Annotated in this window: 15 protein-coding genes, 2 pseudogenes and 1 riboswitch; of the genes and pseudogenes, 14 read left to right on the top strand and 3 right to left on the bottom strand. The window is 58.3% G+C overall.

Annotated elements, in window-relative coordinates:
- Window positions 1-39: 39 nt before the first annotated feature.
- From AC1DUP_RS24390 to AC1DUP_RS24360, 7 genes are all read left to right on the top strand, one after another.
- Window positions 40-1518, top strand: coding sequence for an ABC transporter substrate-binding protein (locus AC1DUP_RS24390; RefSeq protein WP_113509897.1), 1479 nt, complete (start codon window positions 40-42; stop codon window positions 1516-1518).
- 76 nt (window positions 1519-1594) lie between these two features.
- Entirely contained in the window at window positions 1595-2554 is a 960-nt protein-coding gene (locus AC1DUP_RS24385) for a carbohydrate ABC transporter permease (protein WP_113509898.1), read from the top strand.
- A complete protein-coding gene (locus AC1DUP_RS24380) occupies window positions 2551-3441 on the top strand; it encodes a carbohydrate ABC transporter permease (RefSeq protein ID WP_113295871.1) in 891 nt (296 codons plus the stop codon). The genes AC1DUP_RS24385 and AC1DUP_RS24380 overlap by 4 nt, the downstream gene beginning before the upstream one ends.
- An 11-nt stretch (window positions 3442-3452) precedes the next feature.
- The gene (locus tag AC1DUP_RS24375) at window positions 3453-4550 is read left to right on the top strand and encodes an ABC transporter ATP-binding protein (RefSeq protein WP_113295872.1); all 1098 of its coding nucleotides are present in this window, start codon (window positions 3453-3455) and stop codon (window positions 4548-4550) included.
- A gap of 33 nt (window positions 4551-4583) precedes the next feature.
- A complete protein-coding gene (locus AC1DUP_RS24370) occupies window positions 4584-5747 on the top strand; it encodes a mandelate racemase/muconate lactonizing enzyme family protein (RefSeq protein WP_113509899.1) in 1164 nt (387 codons plus the stop codon).
- Between the two features lie 21 nt (window positions 5748-5768).
- Window positions 5769-6515 (top strand): ribonuclease activity regulator RraA, encoded by a 747-nt coding sequence (locus AC1DUP_RS24365; RefSeq protein WP_113295874.1) that lies wholly within the window; start codon window positions 5769-5771, stop codon window positions 6513-6515.
- 158 nt (window positions 6516-6673) lie between these two features.
- Entirely contained in the window at window positions 6674-8428 is a 1755-nt protein-coding gene (locus AC1DUP_RS24360; protein WP_477835040.1) for a GGDEF domain-containing protein, read from the top strand.
- A 93-nt stretch (window positions 8429-8521) separates the two neighbouring features.
- On the opposite strand, the pseudogene AC1DUP_RS24355 reads toward AC1DUP_RS24360, so the two are convergent.
- Window positions 8522-8804 (bottom strand): annotated as a pseudogene (locus tag AC1DUP_RS24355) (IS110 family transposase); the annotation flags it as partial.
- A gap of 31 nt (window positions 8805-8835) precedes the next feature.
- Between AC1DUP_RS24355 and AC1DUP_RS24350 the strand changes: the two are divergent.
- Together AC1DUP_RS24350 and AC1DUP_RS24345 are read left to right on the top strand one after the other, a co-directional pair.
- Window positions 8836-8928, top strand: a pseudogene (locus tag AC1DUP_RS24350) (zinc-binding dehydrogenase); the annotation flags it as partial.
- Window positions 8929-9087: 159 nt separating this feature from the next.
- The gene (locus AC1DUP_RS24345) at window positions 9088-10041 is read left to right on the top strand and encodes a sulfonate ABC transporter substrate-binding protein (protein ID WP_113509902.1); all 954 of its coding nucleotides are present in this window, start codon (window positions 9088-9090) and stop codon (window positions 10039-10041) included.
- 741 nt (window positions 10042-10782) lie between these two features.
- On the opposite strand, the gene AC1DUP_RS24340 is transcribed toward AC1DUP_RS24345, so the two are convergent.
- Complete coding sequence (locus tag AC1DUP_RS24340) at window positions 10783-11583, bottom strand: methyltransferase family protein (RefSeq protein ID WP_477835038.1); 801 nt, start codon at window positions 11581-11583, stop codon at window positions 10783-10785.
- Complete coding sequence (gene cmoA, locus AC1DUP_RS24335; protein WP_477835036.1) at window positions 11547-12440, bottom strand: carboxy-S-adenosyl-L-methionine synthase CmoA; 894 nt, start codon at window positions 12438-12440, stop codon at window positions 11547-11549. The genes AC1DUP_RS24340 and cmoA overlap by 37 nt, the downstream gene beginning before the upstream one ends.
- A gap of 320 nt (window positions 12441-12760) precedes the next feature.
- On the opposite strand from cmoA, the gene AC1DUP_RS24330 reads away from it, so the two are divergent.
- From AC1DUP_RS24330 to AC1DUP_RS24310, 5 genes are all read left to right on the top strand, one after another.
- Entirely contained in the window at window positions 12761-13033 is a 273-nt protein-coding gene (locus tag AC1DUP_RS24330; protein ID WP_162805116.1) for a hypothetical protein, read from the top strand.
- Window positions 13034-13981: 948 nt separating this feature from the next.
- A complete protein-coding gene (locus AC1DUP_RS24325) occupies window positions 13982-14947 on the top strand; it encodes a sugar-binding protein (protein WP_113295880.1) in 966 nt (321 codons plus the stop codon).
- Between the two features lie 72 nt (window positions 14948-15019).
- Window positions 15020-16561 carry a sugar ABC transporter ATP-binding protein gene (locus AC1DUP_RS24320; RefSeq protein WP_113509905.1) on the top strand — a complete coding sequence of 514 codons (1542 nt, stop codon included), beginning with the start codon at window positions 15020-15022 and terminating at the stop codon, window positions 16559-16561.
- A gap of 41 nt (window positions 16562-16602) precedes the next feature.
- Window positions 16603-17628, top strand: a complete 1026-nt coding sequence (locus tag AC1DUP_RS24315; protein ID WP_113309977.1) for an ABC transporter permease — start codon at window positions 16603-16605, stop codon at window positions 17626-17628.
- 464 nt (window positions 17629-18092) lie between these two features.
- Window positions 18093-19865, top strand: coding sequence for an adenylate/guanylate cyclase domain-containing protein (locus AC1DUP_RS24310; protein ID WP_115038048.1), 1773 nt, complete (start codon window positions 18093-18095; stop codon window positions 19863-19865).
- 235 nt (window positions 19866-20100) lie between these two features.
- A riboswitch (guanidine-I (ykkC/yxkD leader) is annotated at window positions 20101-20211 on the top strand.
- The last annotated feature ends 56 nt before the right edge of the window (window positions 20212-20267 follow it).

Genomic DNA, 20267 nt, shown 5'->3' with positions numbered 1-20267 from the left:
CGATGCAGAGCGGCTTGGGAGAGAACCTGGAGGATTCCTATGACGAGGATTTCACTCGGCGGTATCGCCGTGCGCGGAACTGTATCCACTGCCTTGATGCTATCGTTGATGTCAGCGTCCGCGCTGGCTGCGCCGGTCGACTTGAGCAAGTGGTCGCCGGAATATGTGCGCTCCATCGCCGGCACACAGGATTTTGACACGGCGGGCGATTGCGCCAAGGTCACCCCACTCGACTATAAGGGGCGGCTGACTTTCTGGTATCAGGGTGTGTTCGAGGGCGACCCCGACCTGCTACGCCAGTATTACAAGGACTTCTTCGAGACGTTCCGCAAGACCTATCCAAACATCCAGCTTGAGGAACAAGCCCTCACCTATAATGACCTACTGGACAAGTTCCGGACTGCACTTCTGGGCAACGCAGCGCCCATGGCGGTGCGCCTGCAAATCCTTGGTGGCACCGAGTTCGCCGCAAAGGGCTATCTGGAACCGCTCAAACCCGAGGATGTAGGGTATTCGACCGAGGACTTCTGGCCCGGTGCAATGAAGGCCGTAACCTGGGAAGGGGTGACCTACGGCGTCCCAACCAACAACGAGACGATGGCCTTCATCTGGAACGCCGATATCTTCAAGCGCGCAGGCCTCGATCCGGACAAAGCTCCGGCAACCTGGGACGACGTCGTCAAATATTCCAAGCAGATCCACGACAGGCTCGGCATTGCCGGTTACGGCCTCGTGGCGCGAAAGAATGCCGGTAATACGCCATATCGCTTCATGCCGCAGCTGTGGGCCTATGGCGGCGGCGTCTTCGACGAAGCCACTGCGAGCCCGACCTATAAGCAGGTCGAACTCGATAGCCCGCAGAGCAAGGCGGCATTGCAAGCCTCCTACGATATGTATGTTCGCGACAAGTCGGTTCCGGTTTCGGCACTCACCAATCAACAGGCGGACAACCAGCCCCTCTTCCTGGCCGGCCAGCTCGGCATGATGGTCTCCCACCCTTCCGACTATAACGTCATGCTCGACCTGCAGAAGAAGACGACGGGCAGCGACAAGGACAAGGCGCAGACCGTCATCGACAACATGCGCTACGGTCTGATACCGACTGGCCCTGACGGCAAGCGTGCCGTCGTGTTTGGTGGCTCGAACATTCACATCCTGAAGCCCGAATATGTCGAGGGCGGCAAGGTCGACGAGCCGGCGGCAAAGGCTCTCGGCTGCATGTGGGCGAGCCCCGAATGGTCGTTGAAGATGGCCTATGCCGGCTCGAACCCGGGGAATCTTAACGGCTTCAAGACCAAGTGGATGAAGGAACGCCTTGATAGTATCAAGTTCCTTGATGTCACGACCTCGATGCTGCCATACGGCATCCCGTTCCCGGCGCTGCCACAGTCGCCCGAGATCATGAACATCATCGTCCCTGACATGCTGCAGAATGCCCTCACCGGAGCAATGACTGTCGACCAGGCAGCGGACGACGCGGCCAAGAAGGTAAAAAACCTGACGGACGGCGGACTCTAGTCCAAGCCTGAGCACGATCTGACCGGCTGCATCGCGATTGCAGCCGGTTTCTTCCGAAGAATAAGGGCAGGGCACAGTGACGATCTTGACTGGCAAGGCCGAGGCGCGCCGAAGACTGCAACCCGACAGGTCCGGCGTGCTGCGAAAGATCTGGGAGCACCGCGCTGACTACGCGTATGTGCTTCCCGCGATCGCCGTGATGCTCATCGTTATTGCCTATCCGATCTACTACACGATCGAGCTGTCGTTCTTTAATACACCCCCTGGCCTGCAGCTTCGGGACAAGATTTTCGTTGGCTTCGACAACTACTCCGCCATCCTCACAAGTCCGGTATTCTGGACGGTCACCTGGAACACTCTTATCTGGACACTGGGATCCACCTTCATCTCATTCGTCCTGGGGTTTGCCTGCGCCCTGGCGCTCCATCGCGACTTTCTCGGCCGCGGCATCCTGCGGGCCATTCTGATCATTCCCTGGGTCATCAGCGCGGTCGCCGCGTCCTATATCTGGAAGTGGATCTACCATTCGGACTTCGGAATCATCGGCGCGGTGCTTGTTGGCCTCGGACTGGCCGACCGGCCGCCGAATTTCATCGACAGCGTCAGCACGGTGCTGCCCTCGCTGATCGTCGTCAATATCTGGCGAGAGTTTCCGTTTGCCATGATCATGATGATGGCTGGCCTGCAGACTGTTCCCGACCAGTTGCTGCGCGCCGCAAAGGTCGACGGCGCCAATGCATGGCAGCGGTTCTGGCACGTCACCTTTCCGCACTTGAGAAACGTCTCGACGGTTACGATCCTGCTCTTGGCAGTCGCCAATTTCAATTCTTTCATCATCCCCTGGATCATGACCGGCGGCGGGCCGTCGAACGCATCGCATATCTGGATCACCCACATTTATGAGCTCGCCTTCGGCCGCCAGCGCTGGGGCGTCGCATCGGCCTATTCGGTGCTGCTCTTCCTGATCCTGATGTCGTTCGGCTATTTTTACGTCCGCGCGCTGAGCGGCAACGAACGGAAGGATGGAAGCGAATGAGCGCCATTGCCGGGACTGCTCGTCGAGGCCAGGGGCGTCGCCGTACGCGCATCGATGGATGGCGGTGGGGCGGACGCATCTTCCTCGTGTTCATGCTGCTTTATACCGCCTTGCCGATGATCTGGATGCTGATCACCTCGATCAAGTCCGGCTTCGCGGCCATGCAATTCCCGCCCCAATGGTGGCCGGACCAGCCTACCCTTGCCAGCTACGAGAAGCTGCTCGATCCGCAAAACAGCGTCGGCCAGGACTTCCTGCGCTTTTTCTGGAACAGCCTTTTCGTCTCCACAACTACGACCATCCTTTCGGTGATCGTGGCAGTTCCTGCCGCCTACGCGTTTTCGCGCTTCACCTTCCCGGGCCGGAACTTTCTGTTCTTTGCCGTCCTGCTTCGCAACATGTTCCCGGCAGTGATCTTTCTCGTGCCGCTCTTCATCCTGATGCGCGCGATCGGGCTTGTGAACACCCATGGGTCGCTTGTTCTCACCTACCTCACATTCGGGCTGCCGCTGGCAATCTGGCTCCTCAAGGGCTTCTACGACAACATTCCGGTGCAACTCGAGCAGGCGGCGCGCATCGACGGGGCAACGCGGTTCCAGGCCTTTGTCCTGATCGTGATGCCGCTCTCGGCGCCGGGGATCATCGCCACGGCGATCTATTCCTTCATTGGCGCGTGGAACGAGTACATCTACGCCTACACCTTTCTGTCCAAGAACGAGCAGTTGACACTGCCGGTCGGCATCCAGCGCTTCTTCTCGGAAAATACAACGGACTTTCCGGGCCTGATGGCGGCCAGCTTCATGATGAGCGTGCCCGTCGTGGTCCTGTTCCTCGTTCTGCAACGATACTTCGTACGCGCCCTTACAGAAGGCGCAGTCAAGCACTAAGGGAGTTGCCGGTGGCCCACGTGGTCCTCAAAGATCTGGTCAAGACCTATGGCAGCTTCAAAGCTGTCAACGACGTTTCGCTGACGGTCAACGACGGCGAATTCGTCGCACTCGTCGGCCCCTCAGGCTGCGGCAAGACAACCACACTCAATCTTGTGGCGGGGCTCATCCCCATCACATCGGGCGACATCGTCATCGGCGACAGGGTGGTCAACGACCTCGACCCCAAGGACCGGGACATCGCAATGGTGTTCCAGAACTACGCGCTCTATCCGCAGAAATCGGTCTACAAGAATCTGGCTTTCCCGCTGCAGATGCGCAAACTGCCAAGCGACGAGATCGACAAAAAGGTCAGAGAAGCAGCGCGCGTGCTCGACATGACGCAGCTGCTCGAGCGCAAGCCGCGCGAACTTTCGGGCGGGCAACAGCAGCGCGTGGCGCTCGGCCGCGCCCTCGTTCGCGATCCGGCGGTCTTCCTGATGGATGAACCACTCTCCAACCTCGACGCAAAGCTGCGCGTGCAGATGCGCTCAGAGATCAAGCGTTTCCACCAGGACCTCAACGCGACGATCATCTACGTGACACACGATCAGCTCGAAGCGGTAACCATGGCCGACAGGATGGCGGTGATGAATGGCGGCTACCTGCAGCAATACGATACTCCGGCGCAGGTCTTTGCCCATCCGGTGAACATGTTCGTCGCCAGCTTCGTCGGCAGCCCGGCGATGAGCCTTGTTCCGCTGGAGGCATCGACGGCGAGCGGCAACACCGTGTTGACTAGCGCGGAGGGTTGGCGCCTCGAACTCTCCCCGGAAAACGTCCAGAAGGTCGCTAGGGCAACAACAAAGAAGATCGTGCTCGGCGCGCGTCACTCGACGATCAGGCTGCATAAAAGTGCGATGCCGGGAAGCGTCCCTGCCAAGGCCTACACGGTAGAGCCCACCGGAGACGTCACTTTCGTGCAAGCCTTCCTGTCTGGCGCCATCGTCAACGTCAGCGTGCCGCCGACCATTGCCGTGGCGCCTGATGAACAAATTTGGCTCGAGTTCGATCAGGAGCGGATGCATCTGTTCGACGGCGAAACAGAAATGGCTCTCAAGGCCAACTGAGATCAGGCGGATGCGTGTGAAACGAGAGCGTGGATGACTGCGAAGCTTAAAATCACGGCGATCAAGCCCTATCCAGTATGGGTAGGAACGCGCAACCAGATGCTGGTCAAGGTCGAGACCGACAACGGCATCTTCGGCTGGGGCGAGAGCGGCCTGAGCGGTCGCGAGAAGGCCGTGGCCGGCGCGATCGAGCACTATCGCGAATTTCTCATCGGCCGCGACCCGATGCAGATTGGTCGGATCTGGCAGGAAGCCTATCGCAGCCAATATTTTGAAGGCGGGCGCGTTCTGCAGGCAGCGATATCCGCCATCGACATTGCTCTTCACGACATCAAGGGCAAGGCGCTTGGCGTGCCGGCCTATGAACTGCTGGGCGGTAAGCAGCGCGACCGCATTCCAACTTTCGCCTCGACCGGTGACGAGGCCGAGGGCGATGTTGCTATCGAACGAGCTCGCGAACTACGCGCCCAGGGTTGGCAGGCGATCCGCTTTTTCCCCATCGGGCAAAGCAGCAGGGATATCTTTGAGCCGCGGGAGTCGATCGGCGCTACCGCAACCATGCTGAACAAGGCGCGCGAGGCGCTGGGCGACGAGGTCGTCCTCGGCATCGACTATCATCATCGGCTGTCGGTGGCAGAGGCGGCGAGCTTCTGCAACAAGCTCGGCCGCGGGGTGCTTGATTTTCTCGAGGAGCCGATACGAGACGAAACGCCCGAGGCCTACGAATCCCTGCGTAGGATGACCGACATCCCGTTCGCCATCGGCGAGGAATTTGCCAGCAAGTGGCAATTCCTGCCCTATATCGAGCGTGGCATCCATCAGTTCAACCGGCTCGATGTTTGCAATGTTGGCGGGCTCACCGAAGCGATGAAAGTCGCTGGTTGGAGCGAGGCGCACTATGTGGACCTGATGCCGCACAATCCCTTGGGCCCGGTCTGCACGGCGGCGACCATCCATCTCGCCGCCGCGGTGCCGAATTTCGCCTGGCTCGAGACCAGGGCGCCCGAAGCAAAACTGGGCTTCGATAATTCCGAGTTCTTCCCCGTTCAACCCCGGCTCGACGGCCCCGACTATCCGGTCAGCGATCTGCCGGGGCTCGGCGTCGAGGTCAACGAAGAGGCGGTCAAGGCGGAGAGCTTTCGTTTCTGGGAAGCGCCTCACCTGAAGCGCCGCGACGGTTCTGTCACCAACTGGTAGTTTCATCCACCGGAGTACAAAATGACACATACGCCCGACATTACGCGACCGCCCAAGGAACTGATCGACGCGCTGAAGGAGATCGGCGCCGCGACCGTTGCCGGCACGCTTGGCCACATGGGCTTCCGCAATCCGCACATGGTCGGTCCCGTAGCGCAGAATCGCGGGAAGTCGATCGTCGGGCCTGCCCTGACGCTTCAATTCCTGCCGCAGCGGCCGGACCTTTTTAACGAGGGAGAATATGCAGATCCGGAGACGCAGCTGCACCGCCATGTGCTTTATCACGTGCAGGAGGGCGATGTGGTCGTCGTCGACGCGCGCGGCGACATGAGTTCTGGCGTCTTCGGCGATATGATGTCGACCTATTTCAAAGGCAGAGGCGGCGCTGGCATCGTGATCGATGGTTGCATGCGCGATCGGCCCAATGTCGAGAAGCTGGATCTGCCTTTATGGCTGCGCGGCTGGACACCCAACTATCATGTGCAGACCGGCATCTATCCCAACGCCGTCAACGTCCCGATTGCCTGCGGCGGTGTCACGGTCATCCCCGGAGACATCATCGTCGCCGACGATGATGGCGTGGTGATGCTTCCGGTCGCAATGGCCTCGAAGGTTATCGAAGAATCGCAAAAGCATCACGATTGGGAGGAATTCTCGCGCGCGAAACTTATGGGGGGCGGGTCGTTGCAGCGCTACTATCCGCTCCATGACGATGCTCGCGGAGAGTACGAAGAGTGGCGCAAAACAAACCGCTTGGGAACGACTTAGTCAATGGAACACTCTAAACGGGTGGCGAACTTTCTGGGGTAGCGCCGGCGTTTACACAAAAAGCACGAAGTCGAATTTCGCTGTGGACACCTGCTGTGGCCCAGACAACGCCCACTTTGTGTAACTGCATCGCAATGTTTGACGTGTAGCGTAGGGCAATGTTCTGGCACGTCGTCCGAAAAGCGCTTTCGAAAATTGTGCTGAGCCTCGTGCTGTTGGCATCATTGCATGCGACACAGGTTGGGGCTGCTGAATCTATGGAGATTCAAAGTTCTTGCTGGGCGTCCGGCAGTTTGTCGGAGGACCTTGTCACCATTGTTCACTCGCCCGCACGCTGGAATTGCCGGAATCGGGCCTACTCGCTTGAAGGCGAGCGGGCGTTTCTACGTTTTGAAATCGGTCCCGATGATGCCCTTCCACAATATGTCTTTTCCAGAAGAAGCGCACTCGAGAAAGTGCATCTGCTGGCGATCGACCGGAACGGCGAAGTGCACCAAGCCTCGTTCCCTGCGGGCGACCTGCCCAGCTCTCTGCGTGGCGGATATTTCAAAGCTCCTCTACCGGGCGTAACCCGCGACACGCAACAAGTTGTCGTTGCTTTCGATTTGCCAAGCCACCGGATGACGCTGGAAAGAGCTTATCTGTCACCGTCTGATGTGGCCGTCAGCCCCGATTTTTTGCGCTCACTGGTGTTTCTTGCCGTCCTTGCCGGCATGCTGTCCATGCCGCTCATTTTCAACGCTGCCTTTTATCGAGTCCTGCGCGAGCCCTTCGTGCTTTGGCATTCCGCGCTCACGCTCTCGTTGCTAGCGACGATCCTGACCTCATCGGAACTTGCAGTCGTGCTCTTCGAAACGCCGGCGATGACGCTGAGCTGGACGACGACCATGATCTTCGGCCTCACCGTTGGGTCAGGGGCGTTGTTTACCCACAGCTTTATCGAACCAAACCATATGCATCCCTTGCTTCGGCGGGCACTCATTTATTGCGCCGTTTGGGCAATGCTCCTAAGTGCATTTCACGCAGCTTTCCCCTTTGTTGCACGCCCCATTCAGTCAACTACCTACACCGCAGCTTTCGCGCCGGTGCTGGTTATTTTCTTCCTGTCGGTTGCCGACGCACTTCGGCGCGGCAGTCGAGCCGCAAAGTTTCAGGCAATCGGTTATATACCAATGATTGCGTCCGGCCTTGTGCGCCTGATCACAGGCGTAGTTCCATGGCTGGAGAGCAATGATGCGATGCTCCTGTTTTATCTGGGTTGTGCATGCGAAGTCCTGTTCACCACACTTGGCGTTGCCGATCGTTTCATGACGATCCGGCGCCAACGAGACAAGGCACGCTTTGAAGCTGATGCTCTGAAGAGTATTTCCGAACGTGACGCTCTGACCGGACTGCTCAATCGTCGGGCGATCGAACAGAATTTCGAAAAGTACCGTAATGAGGGCTACAGCGCGCTTGCCGTGCTCGACCTCGACCACTTCAAGGCAATCAATGATGCTCACGGCCACGGGACCGGCGACGCGGTACTGAAGGCCGTGGGTGAGGCCCTCCAAACGGACCCGCAAATTCATGCGTTTCGCCTCGGCGGCGAGGAATTCGTGCTGCTCGTGCGCGGCGAGGATGCCCAATTGCGGGCCGAACGCCGCAGGCAAGCGATCCCCTCCGCTGTTGCAAACGCAGTTCCAGGCCTCGGCCATCCCGTTACTGCCAGCATGGGCATTTCGGATGCGCCGCCTAATGCAGATGTAAGGTTCACGGAGCTTTATAAACAAGCAGACAAGCTACTTTATGACGCCAAACTTTCCGGACGTAATCGATCAAAATCAACGCTCTCGCAGAGGCCAAGGGATGATACGAATTCAATGATCGACGGTGCAGCCAAGCCCGCGCGATCAGAGCATCTGAGCTCTTGAGCGGATGAACCAACGGCCACTGGCTGCTAACCCCTTGGCCAGGGGCAAGGCGGCACATCCCACACCGAGAAATGCAAGCGATGCAGGGCAACAATGCCGCTCATCAAATACCGCAGCGCCCGGATCCCGGTAGACCATTCCAAATCGGAGAGCGTCGTAAACAGAACGGCAATCTTGCGCGCGGTCGCCGTCACGGCCTTCTGCGTGCCGATCCTTCCAGCCAGACGCCGATAGAATGGACCTAGCGCAGTATCGCTTCGGCCGATGTGGTTGTCGCCAATCGCAACAATGCAGCCACTCGACTGGATGATCGACGGGTTCGCGACGAAAGCATCTTGTCCCCCGAGATCTTGTTGCCGGGCGCGAGGCACAACCATCCTACGTCAAAGCCTTACCATCCGACGCTTATCGTTGACGGACTTGAAAGTGCTCCGGAAGCTCTTCCTGGTCTTCTGAAAGGAAACAACCTCAGAAAGCTGATCGTGCGCGTCGCACCCTAATGCATCGCCTTGGCGTATCTATTTCGCAGCGCGGTTCTTTTTGCTCGTTGTCGAAACAGAACAAAAAGCCAATCCCGCAGAACCGGATGCCGGAGCACGTATATTCTATGAAAAATATAGAGACGCTTTAATTTAGCCTCGTCTATTCCGGAGGCTATGATGAAGATCACAAGACGCGCTTTCACCGCGGTGGTGGCAGGTGCCATCGCGACACCGTTGACGCATGTTCGACTGGCTGGTGCGGCCGAAAAGGTCGTACGTATCGGCTATCAGAAATATGGAACGCTGGTACTTCTCAAGGGTAAAGGCACGCTGGAGAAGAAACTTGAATCCATCGGCTACAAGGTTGAATGGACCGAGTTTCCAGGCGGTCCCCAGCTGCTCGAGGCCCTGAACGCCGGCGCCGTCGACTTCGGATCGACCGGCGAAACGCCGCCGATCTTCGCCCAGGCCGCCAATGCGCCGCTTGTCTACATCGCACACGAGCCGCCCGCCCCGCGCGGCGAAGCCATACTTGTCCCGAAGGACAGTCCCATCAAGTCCGTCGCGGAACTGAAAGGCAAGAAGGTCGCCTTCAACAAGGGCTCGAACGTGCATTACCTGCTCGTCAAGGCGCTCGAAGAAGCCGGCTTGACCTATGAGGACGTGGAATCATCCTTTCTCGCCCCGGCCGACGGCCGCGCAGCCTTCGAAAAGGGCGCGGTGGATGCATGGGTCATCTGGGATCCCTTCCAGGCAGCGGCGGAAGTCGCAATCGAAGCGCGAGAACTCAAGAACGGCGAAGGCCTCGTTCCCAATCACCAGTTCTATCTCGGCACCGAGGCGCTGGTCGACGACCACGCGGAGGCGATCGATGTCTTGATCGACGCCATTGCCGAGATTGACGAATGGACCAAGTCCGACATCGCGGCTGCGGCTGCGGAGCTATCACCGTCGGTCGGCATCCCCGAACCTGTCCTCGTCAAGGCGCTCGAACGTCAGTCCTATGGAGTCAAGAGCCTGGATGACTCCGTCGTAGCGCAACAGCAGAGCATCGCCGATACCTTTTTCAAGCTCAAGCTCATTCCGAAGGAAGTGACGATTGCGGGCGTTGTCCGCAAGGGTAAGGCGTGATGCCCATCTTCAAGATCCGAACAGCCGGATCCAGCGAGAAGGCTTGGCTGCCTTCTCGCATGTTGCCTTCGGTCGGATAGGGATCGAACGGCTCGTGGCCGAGGATCGTCGATGTGATGATCTGCGACAGCGGTGCAGCTGCGATCGGGCCGCCCTGAACCTGGATAAGGTGGGCGCGGTTCCCTCGTAAGGCATAGCCAACTCCGCGCCGGCACCGCGCCACCACCCTTCTCCCCTGGGATGTTTGGTTGCAGATCCAGAAGTTTCGCGCGACACAGGGATCGCCGCCACATCATGCGGTCGTCATCGGAGCTGAGGGTACCGAACGCGGCTATCTGAGGTTCCACGTCCAACCGTCCGAAAACTGGTCCACCTCGGCACAGCGAACGGTCATCATCGGTGATCTGGTTGCGGATGCTAACATGCTTGGAGGAGCTGATGGAGCACTTCCTCTCACAGGATTTCCTCCACACGGTCATCCTGCCGTCACGCCCCGTCGACGATCCTCATCAGCGATCCGCAGGCGATCAAGACTTTCGAAACATCGCGATGAAAGGTGGATCAGGCGTTGGACCTGGAGAAGTTCCTCAACGAACGAACCTATGGGCGCGACGGCCGTGTTGTCTTCAGGCTTAGATGCGGTCCATGCTGAAAACAGTGGAGCCTGGTCCTTATCTGGCAGCGGTGCAGTTCGGAGCGACGAAAAGCCCGCCTTGGGGCTGTCGCTGCAGACGTCCCGGTTTAAGGTTTGTTCTCGGCCAAATACCCACGTTTCTTGCCGTAGCTGACCAAACCTGTAAGCGTCGAAAGCACGACGATCAGGAAGCCAAACTGCACGAAGTCACCGGTATACTGCAACGGATCCGGCAGGACGATACGTTCGTAGATCTTGACCAGCGAGAGAGCGATCAAGGTCGCGCCCACAGTTGAGTAATCTTTCAGGAGGACACGTCTGAACTTGAACGTCATCCCTTCTGCCGCTTCGGCAAACCTGCTGAACCGAGGAAGCCAGCGGGGTACAGCCGCGCAATAATCGCGATAGCCATCCCTGAATTTCTCCTCGAGATAAGCCTCTTCCGCCAGGACGTTACATTTATACATGAAGGCAAAAAGGCCGATGCCTGCGATCACGACAATTGGGTGACCGTGCATCAGGAAGATGCTGGCGTAAATAAGCATATTGCCGACATAAAGAGGATTGCGGCAAACGGCGAACATTCCTTCCGTTATAAGGTCACCCGCATAGACCTTTTTGTTGTGCCCGCCGCGCCGGATGTAGACGTAACCGATGACGGTCGCACGCAGTACGAGGCCCGATAGCGCAATCAGCAGAGCCACCCAGTCCTTGACCTGCTCAAGCGCTTTGCTGTCAAACAGCGCCGGGGGGGCGCGGCCAGCACGAACAGCGCCACGATAATGAGAGGGAACACCTGGTTTCTGTGTCGGAAGAGAAACTCTCCGATCGGTATCATTATTGTCTTCATGAGTTTTGTCATGCCTGGGCGTCACTTGACGGCGATGATCCCGCAGAAATTGTACCACCGAAAGAAAACTTCAACGCTGCGGAAGCCCGCTTCCTTGAGCAGCTGGAAATTTTCTTCGAGCCGGTAAGGTATCAGGACATTCTTCAGAGACTCGCGCTTGTTGGCGATCTCAATTTCGGAATAGCCGTTAAAGCGCTTGAAATCGTAATAATGCTGAATGAAAAGCCGATTGAATATTGTGTCTTCGCTGGTGAGCTTCTCGATCAGAAGCAGACATCCCTGATCGTTCAACCCCGCATGAATGGCCTTCATCGTGCGTTCGCGATATAGCGGGCGGACGAATTGCAGGGTCAGCAGCATCGTAACGACGCTTGCATTTTCCACCGGTATCCCCTGGTGGAGATCGACGACCTGCAAATCAATTATTCGGCGCGTCTCCATGGTCTGGAGTTTCTGCCGCGCCTTCTCCAGCATTTCGGGTGCATTATCGAGGCCAATGAATTTCATACTCGGATCAAGAAGCGGATCGAGCGTCAGAAGCGTTGTCGCGGTTGAGCAGCCTATGTCATAGAGGCTGGTGTCGGGCTTGGAAAAATCGAGCGCGAGTTCGGAGACCATGCGCTGCATTTCCATGTAGAACGGCACAGATCGGGAAACCATGTCGTCGAAGACATTAGCGACCTTCGCTGTAAATGCAAAATCCCCGAATACCTGGTTCTGCTCGCGGAAATATTCATCTCTCTGCTCGGTGTGCAGCGCGATCTTCACGGCTTTATTCGACATTTTCACCTGCTGCGGCTTTTGATAATATCTGATGCGCTTCTGGCTTTCCTGCGCACCGATTTCATCGGTGTACGGCGACGCGTTTCGGGGCCAGCTAGACGATCTGGGCTGCTGACGCTTTTCGCGTACCAATAGTGAGCGCGGGCCGATGCATTTTATTCAGCACGTTCGTCTCTGCGTTTGTGACCCAACTCAGCGAATTCCTCATCACGGATCCTCTTTTGATCTGTCTTGGTTTTCACTTCTTTGGTTGCAGCAGTATTACGGAGCTTAAAATCCATCGCACGGCGCTGCCGAGGCGTGGAAACGCCAGCGCGAGGCCGAGACGCTCCGCGAAAGATTTCACCGGTTTAGATCGATCCTTAAACTGGGCGTGGCGAACAGCTTTACGTTTTGCAAGGAGGACCCCAATCCTCAACGTCTTGCGGAAAACCGAATAAGAGTGCCTCCGGATGGCTGAACTGCTTGTGATCGACAAACGACGTCTGGGCAGTGCGGGATTTTCAGATCCGGGCCAAATGCAGCGGCCATGCTTGCATTTGGCGTGTCGTGAAGGTGGCACGACGCAGGCTCGCCATTCGCTCAGTCAACAATCTGCAGCTATATCCGTGGGCAAATCGGCGGGTAATACTGCAGCAATTGTTGGTGCCCAGTCAAACAGACACATGGCGGCGGCAAATTGCTTCGAGCAACTGCACGCTGATCGGAAGGAGCTGAAGCCATGACCACATGCGTCAATCCCCCGGAAAATCGCTCGCGTTCTCTCTCCGTTGACACGGCGGGTCATGCCATGAATTCTATTTTTCGAGCTGCTACCTTGAAGGTGACCGTGATGACCAGAATTGGGACGCTTATAGTAGCTGGATTGGTTATCGGCTTGGCCACGTTAGCGTCATCGTGCACGACGAACCAAAGAGCAAACAGCGCCGATTTCCAGTATCAGCCCTGGAATTCGAGAAACCCGGCGTGCAGCCAAGGCTTCAGGCCGACCAACGCTCTATCCTGCAGATATTGAACTGGCAGTCTGGGGCTACACGCTCCCATCGACCTCGCCATCCTTATCCAGCATGGACACCGGCAGATAACGGGCGACATACCTGAAACGCCTTCTCGTGTCAGCAAGGGCTGAAGCAGCTCTCGCCATTGATTTGTGAACATTTCAACTTTACCGGCATCTACACCTGGATGCGGAACACCAGATGCTGAACGAATTCCGACCGTTCCGCCTTCCACCAAGGCTACGGCGCGTCGCATAATTTCCCGCTCCGTTCGCCCTTTGCATACGATTTTGCACTTCTCTCGTTCCGCCCTCTCGAAAGAACTGCTTGATCGACACCTGCGTCGGCTTGTCCATTTGAAGATATCGAGGCACGATTAGTGGCGTAAAATACGGGCCGACGGTAGCGAGGATATCGACTGATCTCGAGTTCCGCTGGAAATGTAGCACGCAGTCGCGGGTAGTAGGTATGGCCTCTCGATCGAACGGCTATGCTGAAGCCCCCCCCCGCTCCTCACTAATATTACTATTTACTAATTAAGATTCTTGTATACCGTCGCAGGGCGATCGGCACCATGCCAGACGTCGCCTTGCGACGAGCCTTTGAAGGGCGCGCATTCGGCCGGCCGTAAGTCGCGAACGGGCCCTCGCAATTGCGGCCTTCGGGAGGTGTATTATGAAACAAATTAAACGCAAACATGCAGCCTTGTTTTTCACCGGGTTAATGCTTAGTGCTGCACCTATGGCTACATCCCACGCTGCCGACAAGCCGACGCTCGCCTTCGTCGTCAACGGAGCGTCCGACTTCTGGAAAGCTGCCGAGGCGGGGGTGAAGAAGGCGCAGAGCGAAATGCCAGACTACACCATGGAGTTGAAATATCCTGAGCAGGCAGCCGTCGCCATTCAGCAGCGTCTCATGGAAGATCTCGTCAGTGCCGGCGTCAAGGGGATTATGGTTTCCGCCGTCGATCCCAAGACCCAGACGGACGGCCTCAACAAGATCGGCTCGCAGACGGCTCTCTTCACCACCGACAGCGACGCGCCGAAGACCAACCGTGTCGCCTACATCGGTTCTTCGAACGTCGATGCCGGCAAGCAGGCCGCCGAAATCGCCAAGAAGGCAATGCCGGACGGCGGCAAGTGCATGGGCTTCGTCGGGCTGCTGGGCGCCGACAACGCCCGCGAACGCATCGAAGGAATGAAGGAAGGGCTCAAGGGTACCAAGATCGAGCTTGTTGATGTTCGCGGGGACGACATCGACCAGACGCGCGCCAAGAAGAACGTCGAGGATGCGTTGGTGGCCAGCCCCGACCTGACCTGCATGGTCGGCTTCTACTCCTACAACACGCCGCGCATCTATGAGGCGTTGCGCGACGCAGGCAAACTCGGCCAGATCACCGTCGTCGGCTTTGATGACGATCCGATCACGCTCGGCGGCGTCAAGGAAGGCACGATCGCGGCGACCGTCGTACAGCAGCCGTTCGAATGGGCCTATCAGGGTATGAAATTGATGGCCGCCTACCTCAAGGGCGACAAGTCCGGCGTTCCCGCCGATGGCTTAATCATCATCCCGACGGTGATCATCGGCAAGGATGACGTTGATAAGTATGCCGCCAACCTGAAGGCCATGGCTGGAAAATAATCCACCTTCGCGGCGGCGGCCCTCGCCGCCGCCGCGGATCACGTCGACATTACCAGCAGTCATGGGCAGGCGATGAATCATAGCAGCGACATCCCCTCACCGGGCGTGCCCTCAATGCCGTTCCTTTCGCTTTCCGGAGTCGGCAAGACCTATCCAGGCGTCATTGCACTCGAGGATCTTTCGATGGACATCGTGCCGGGAGAGGTCATTGGCCTTGTCGGCGAAAACGGGGCCGGCAAATCGACGTTGATGAAGATCCTCGGCGGTGTGATCGCACCCGATCGGGGCACGATCCTGCTTGACGGGACAGAGCTTCGTTTCCTCACCGTCGAATCGAGCATCTCGTCTGGCATTGCCTTCGTGCATCAGGAACTCAATCTCTTTGAGAATCTCGACGTCGCTGCCAATATCTTTCTGGGGCGCGAACCACTGAAGGCGGGTCCTCTTAAGCTCGTCGATCGCGATCGACTAAGGGACATGGTGAAGCCGCTCTTGATGCGCGTGGGCGCGCATTTTTCCGCCGACACACCCGTGGCGTCGCTTTCGCTGGCCGAGCAGCAGATGGTGGAAATCGCCAAGGCGCTGTCTATCAACGCGAGGCTCGTCATCTTCGACGAGCCAACTTCCAGCCTTCCGATGGCGGAAACCGAGCGGCTGCTCAGCATCATCAAATTGCTAAAGGCGGATGGCATCAGTGTTATTTTCATCTCGCATCGCCTCCACGAGGTTGAGCGCGTCGCCGACCGGGTCGTAGTCCTGCGCGACGGCGCCCTTGTCGGCACGCTCTCCAAGGAGGACATCGGCCACGACCAAATGGTCAAGTTGATGATCGGCCGGATGCTTGCAGCCCGTACCGCAAAGCCGCAGCGCTCACCCGGCTCAGTTGCGCTGAAAGTAAGTGCCGTGCGCACCGAGGCCTACCCCAGCCGTCCCGTTGATCTGGAAATCAGGTATGGAGAAATCCTGGGACTTGCGGGCCTCGTCGGGTCCGGCCGTACCGAGCTTGCCAGGGTGCTCTTTGGCATTGATCGCAGCTACGGCGGAGTCATCCTGCAGGATGGGCAGCGAATTGCTGTCCGTTCCGCGCGGGACGCCGTTGCTCGCGGCATTTTCCTGGTCCCGGAGGATCGAAAGCGCAACGGCATACTTCTTGACTTTCCAATCGCGCAGAACATAACGCTTGCCGACCTCCCCACGCTCGCCAGCCGCTTCATGCTTTCCGACGAGCGGGAGATGGCGGCGGCCGAAAAGCAGCGCGTTCGCCTCGGCATCAAGGCCCCTTCCGTTTCGACCCGAACCGGCACTCTGTCGGGCGGCAACCAGCAAAAAGTAGTTCTTGCCAAATGGTTGTCGATGAGCCCGAAGGTGATGATCTTCGACGAGCCGACGCGCGGTATCGATATCGGCGCGAAGAACGAGATCTACGGCCTTATGCGGGCGCTTGCAGATGCCGGAGTTGCGATCCTGATGATCTCCAGCGACATGGAGGAGGTGATCGGCGTTTCCGACCGCATTGCCGTCATGCACGAAGGCCAGATTGCCGGCATTCTCGATGAGGACGAGGTCAGTCAGGAAAGCGTCCTTTTGCTTGCTGTCGGCAAACGCGTAAAATAGCAGCTGCGTCAATATAATTGGGTATCGGGGGTGGATCTCGAATGGTCAAAAAAGATCTTGGACTGCTGCTTCTGATCGTCGTCGTCGGCGTCATCGTCGCCATCATCAACCCGCGCTTCCTGCTGCCCATCAACTTGGCGAATACGGCCAACCTGATCGGCCTGTTCGGCATCCTGTCGATCGGCCAGGCCTACGTCATCATTACAGGCGGTATCGAACTTTCCGTTGGCTCGCTCGTAGCCCTTCTTGGCGTATTGTTTGTGGATTTCGTCGCGGTCCAGGACATGTCATGGATGCTGGCGTTACCGCTCATTCTCGTGCTCGGTGGGGCCATAGGCGCCATTCACGGCTTGCTGATCACCCGGCTGAACCTGCAACCCTTCGTCGTCACCCTCTGTGGCCTCCTTATCTACCGCGGGGCGGCGCGCTTCTATACGGCCGACGGGACGGCGGGGTTTGCGTTCGGCCAAAATTTCCCGGACCTTGAATTTCTGACGGCGGGACGGTTCTATGGCGTCCCCAACACCTTCACTGCGCTCGTCATCATTTCCGTGGTCATGTGGGTGGTACTGCATCGCTCTGTCTTTGGACGTTATCTCTACGCGATCGGCAAAAACGAGGAGGCGGCCCGCTATTCCGGTATCCGTACCGGCCGAATGGTAATGTCGGCCTATGTCATCTGCGGACTGCTTACGGCGCTTTCAGCAATCTATTTCGCCATGTATACACGCTCGATCTCGCCGGCGAGCCATGGCCAGTTCTATGAACTCTACGCGATTGCCGCTGCCGTACTCGGCGGCTTTTCGCTCCGCGGCGGCGAGGGATCGATCGTTGGCGTCGTGCTCGGGACGGTGCTTCTCCAGGAGTTGCAGAACCTCGTTAATCTGCTTGGCATCCCCTCGTCGCTGAATTTCGCCGTCATGGGTGGTGTAATTCTCATTGGCGTCCTCCTTGACCAACAATGGCACGCAATCCGAGCAAAGCGGCGCCTCGTGGCAGCAGCAAGGCAGACCGAGGCTCGTGTTCCCGACGAACGCACATTGCCGGTGGCTGCCAATCAGGACTAGGCTGGCGGATGGGACCAGAATACAACTGCCGCCAGCAAACCATGCAGCCTCTTCTGCCTTGGCATGCAGATGACCCCTCAGCTACCAGACCTTCTGAACCTCTGAAGCACGTCGCTGCTGCCGGGTTCGCTAGCGTCCTTGAATGCCGGGTTTGCGAGCTTCTAGCAGAACCCGCTGAACTTAGGCTGGCTGGAGTGACTAATTTGGGGCCGAAAGCTGACCGGGCCTTCAGGCTGCGGTTCTTCAAAGCGCATACATCCTCGTGACCTGACCGGAGTGGGCTTTCGGAACGACCGCGGAACGAGGGGAGGCTGGCAGAGCGGACATTGCACGTGGGCTACAATGTCGGCTGCGCCACATGAGCCATGGCCAACTCGATCTCAACCAAGATCGCTCTGAGCAGAGGCTAAAAGTTCTTTTTTGCCCTCTGTCTCCCTGCTATCGTGGACGTGAGGAGAGGCTCCATGAGCGAGAACCGAAAGCTGGCTGCAATCCTCGTTGCGGACGTGGTCGGGTACAGCCGGCTTGCCGGCGCCGACGAGGACCGCACCCTGGCGAGGTTGCGTGCGCTGCGCAGTGATCTCATCGATCCGACGATCGCTGTGCACCATGGCCGGGTGGTGAAGCGCACCGGCGATGGTGCGCTGGTCGAGTTCCGCAGCGTGGTGGACGCCGTGCGCTGCGCCATTGAGGTGCAGAACGGTATGGTGGAACGCAATGACGGCGTGCCGCAGGACCGTCGCATAGACTTCCGGATCGGTATCCATCTGGGCGACGTTGTCGAGGAAAGTGACGGCGATCTGATGGGCGACGGCGTCAACATCGCTTCGCGATTGGAGGGCGTCGCCGCGGCGGGCGCGATCTGCCTGTCCGAGGATGCCTACCGCCAGGTCAAGGCGAGGCTCGACCTCTCGGTCAGCGATCTCGGCACCACGCAGCTCAGGAACATCACAGAGCCGATCCGGGTCTATTCGTTGCAAGTCGGCAGCGCCGGGTCCAAGGTAGCCGCGGCCTCGGAAACCGCGACGAGCCAACCGGCGACGGAAGCGTCGCAGATGCTGTCGATCGCGGTCCTGCCCTTCGCCAACATGAGCGGTGACGCCGAACAGGACTACTTCGCTGACGGCATCTCGGAAGACATCATCACGGCACTATCGAAGCTGTCGCAGCTCTTCGTCATCGCCCGCAATTCGTCATTCACYTTCAAGGGCAAGAACGTCGATGTGCAGGAGGTGGGCAGGAAGCTCGGCGTTCGGCATTTACTTGAGGGCAGCGTACGCAAATCGGGGAACAAGGTACGCATCACCGCGCAACTCATCGACGCGAGCACCGGCGGGCATCTATGGGCGGAGCGGTTCGATCGCGACCTGACCGACATATTCGCGGTTCAGGACGATGTCACGCAGCAGATCGTCGGCGCGCTGGCGGTCAACCTGACAGACGGCGATCGGAAAAAACTGGCCCCGGGGCAGACCCGGCACCCCGAGGCGTATGACTGCTTCTTGCGTGGCCGCGAGCTGTGGCACCGGCTGACGAAGCAGACGAACAGCGACGCCCGCGACCTTTTGCAACATGCCGTCGAACTGGACCCGAACTTCGCCTCGGCCCACGCCTTTCTCGCCCTTTCCCACGGGCTCGACTACTTGAACCGGTGGAGCGCGTCGCCGCAGCGCTCTATCGAGCAAGCCGAAGACGCTGCAACGCTGGCGGTAGCGCTGGATGATAGCGATCCCGTGGCGCACTGGGCACTGAGTCTGGTCAACCTTTACTCGCGACAGCACGATGGAGCCATCAGCGAGGCCGAGCGTGCGATAGTCCTCAATCCGAACTTCGCCGAAGGGCAGGTCAGCCTCGGCGAGGCACTTCTCTATTCAGGCAGATCCGAGGAGGCACTCGCCTATTTCGATCGGGCAAGGGTTTTGAACCCGTACTTTCCGGATGTCGTTCTCCACTTTCAGGCCTGGGCCTTGTTCCAATTGGGAAAGTACGAAGAGGCCGTCGAACTGTTGCTGCAACGCGTGAGCCGCAACCCCGTCACCGATGTCTCGCGCGCGCTTCTGGCCGCCTGTTACGGACACCTCGGCCATTTCGAAGAGGCTCGCGCGAGGTGGCAAGAGGTGCTGCGCGTCAATCCCGGCTACTCCTTGGAATACCGTCGCAAAGTCTTGCCCTTCAAGAATCCCGCCGATTTCGAGCTCGTCACGGAAGGGCTCCGCAAGGCGGGCATCATACAATGACGGATGATTAATGCCCGACCTTGAACCTGTTGCCGCCATTTGCACACAGGGTGCGCAATAGCCAGTGTGTCGGCGCAACTACGACCCTAACGTGATCGCCCGCAAGGTCTACCTCCATCGGCGCTCAAATATTGAGCAAAATGCTGCAAGTGTGCACAATATCAAAGTGCCAAAGCGGCTGAGCCAAGAAAAATCAAATAGTTATAAGCTGGCACGCCTCTTGCGTGAGATGAGTTGAGTTGGTGGCTAGGGTTCCGGCGCTTTATAGAGCGCGGCTGGTCCGAGAGCCACCACCGGCGGGGGAGAAATCCCGTTGGGTGCACGGCGGGACAAAAGCCCGGGAGACCTCGTAAGCCAAGGGATTGGTGGCACGATGGTCATTGCCGATCCCTTTTGAAGAAA

It is taken from the genome of Rhizobium sp. 01L419 (genome assembly GCF_056400025.1).
The sequence above is the reverse complement of the archived record's forward strand: the minus strand, read 5'-3'. Positions and strand labels throughout refer to the sequence as shown.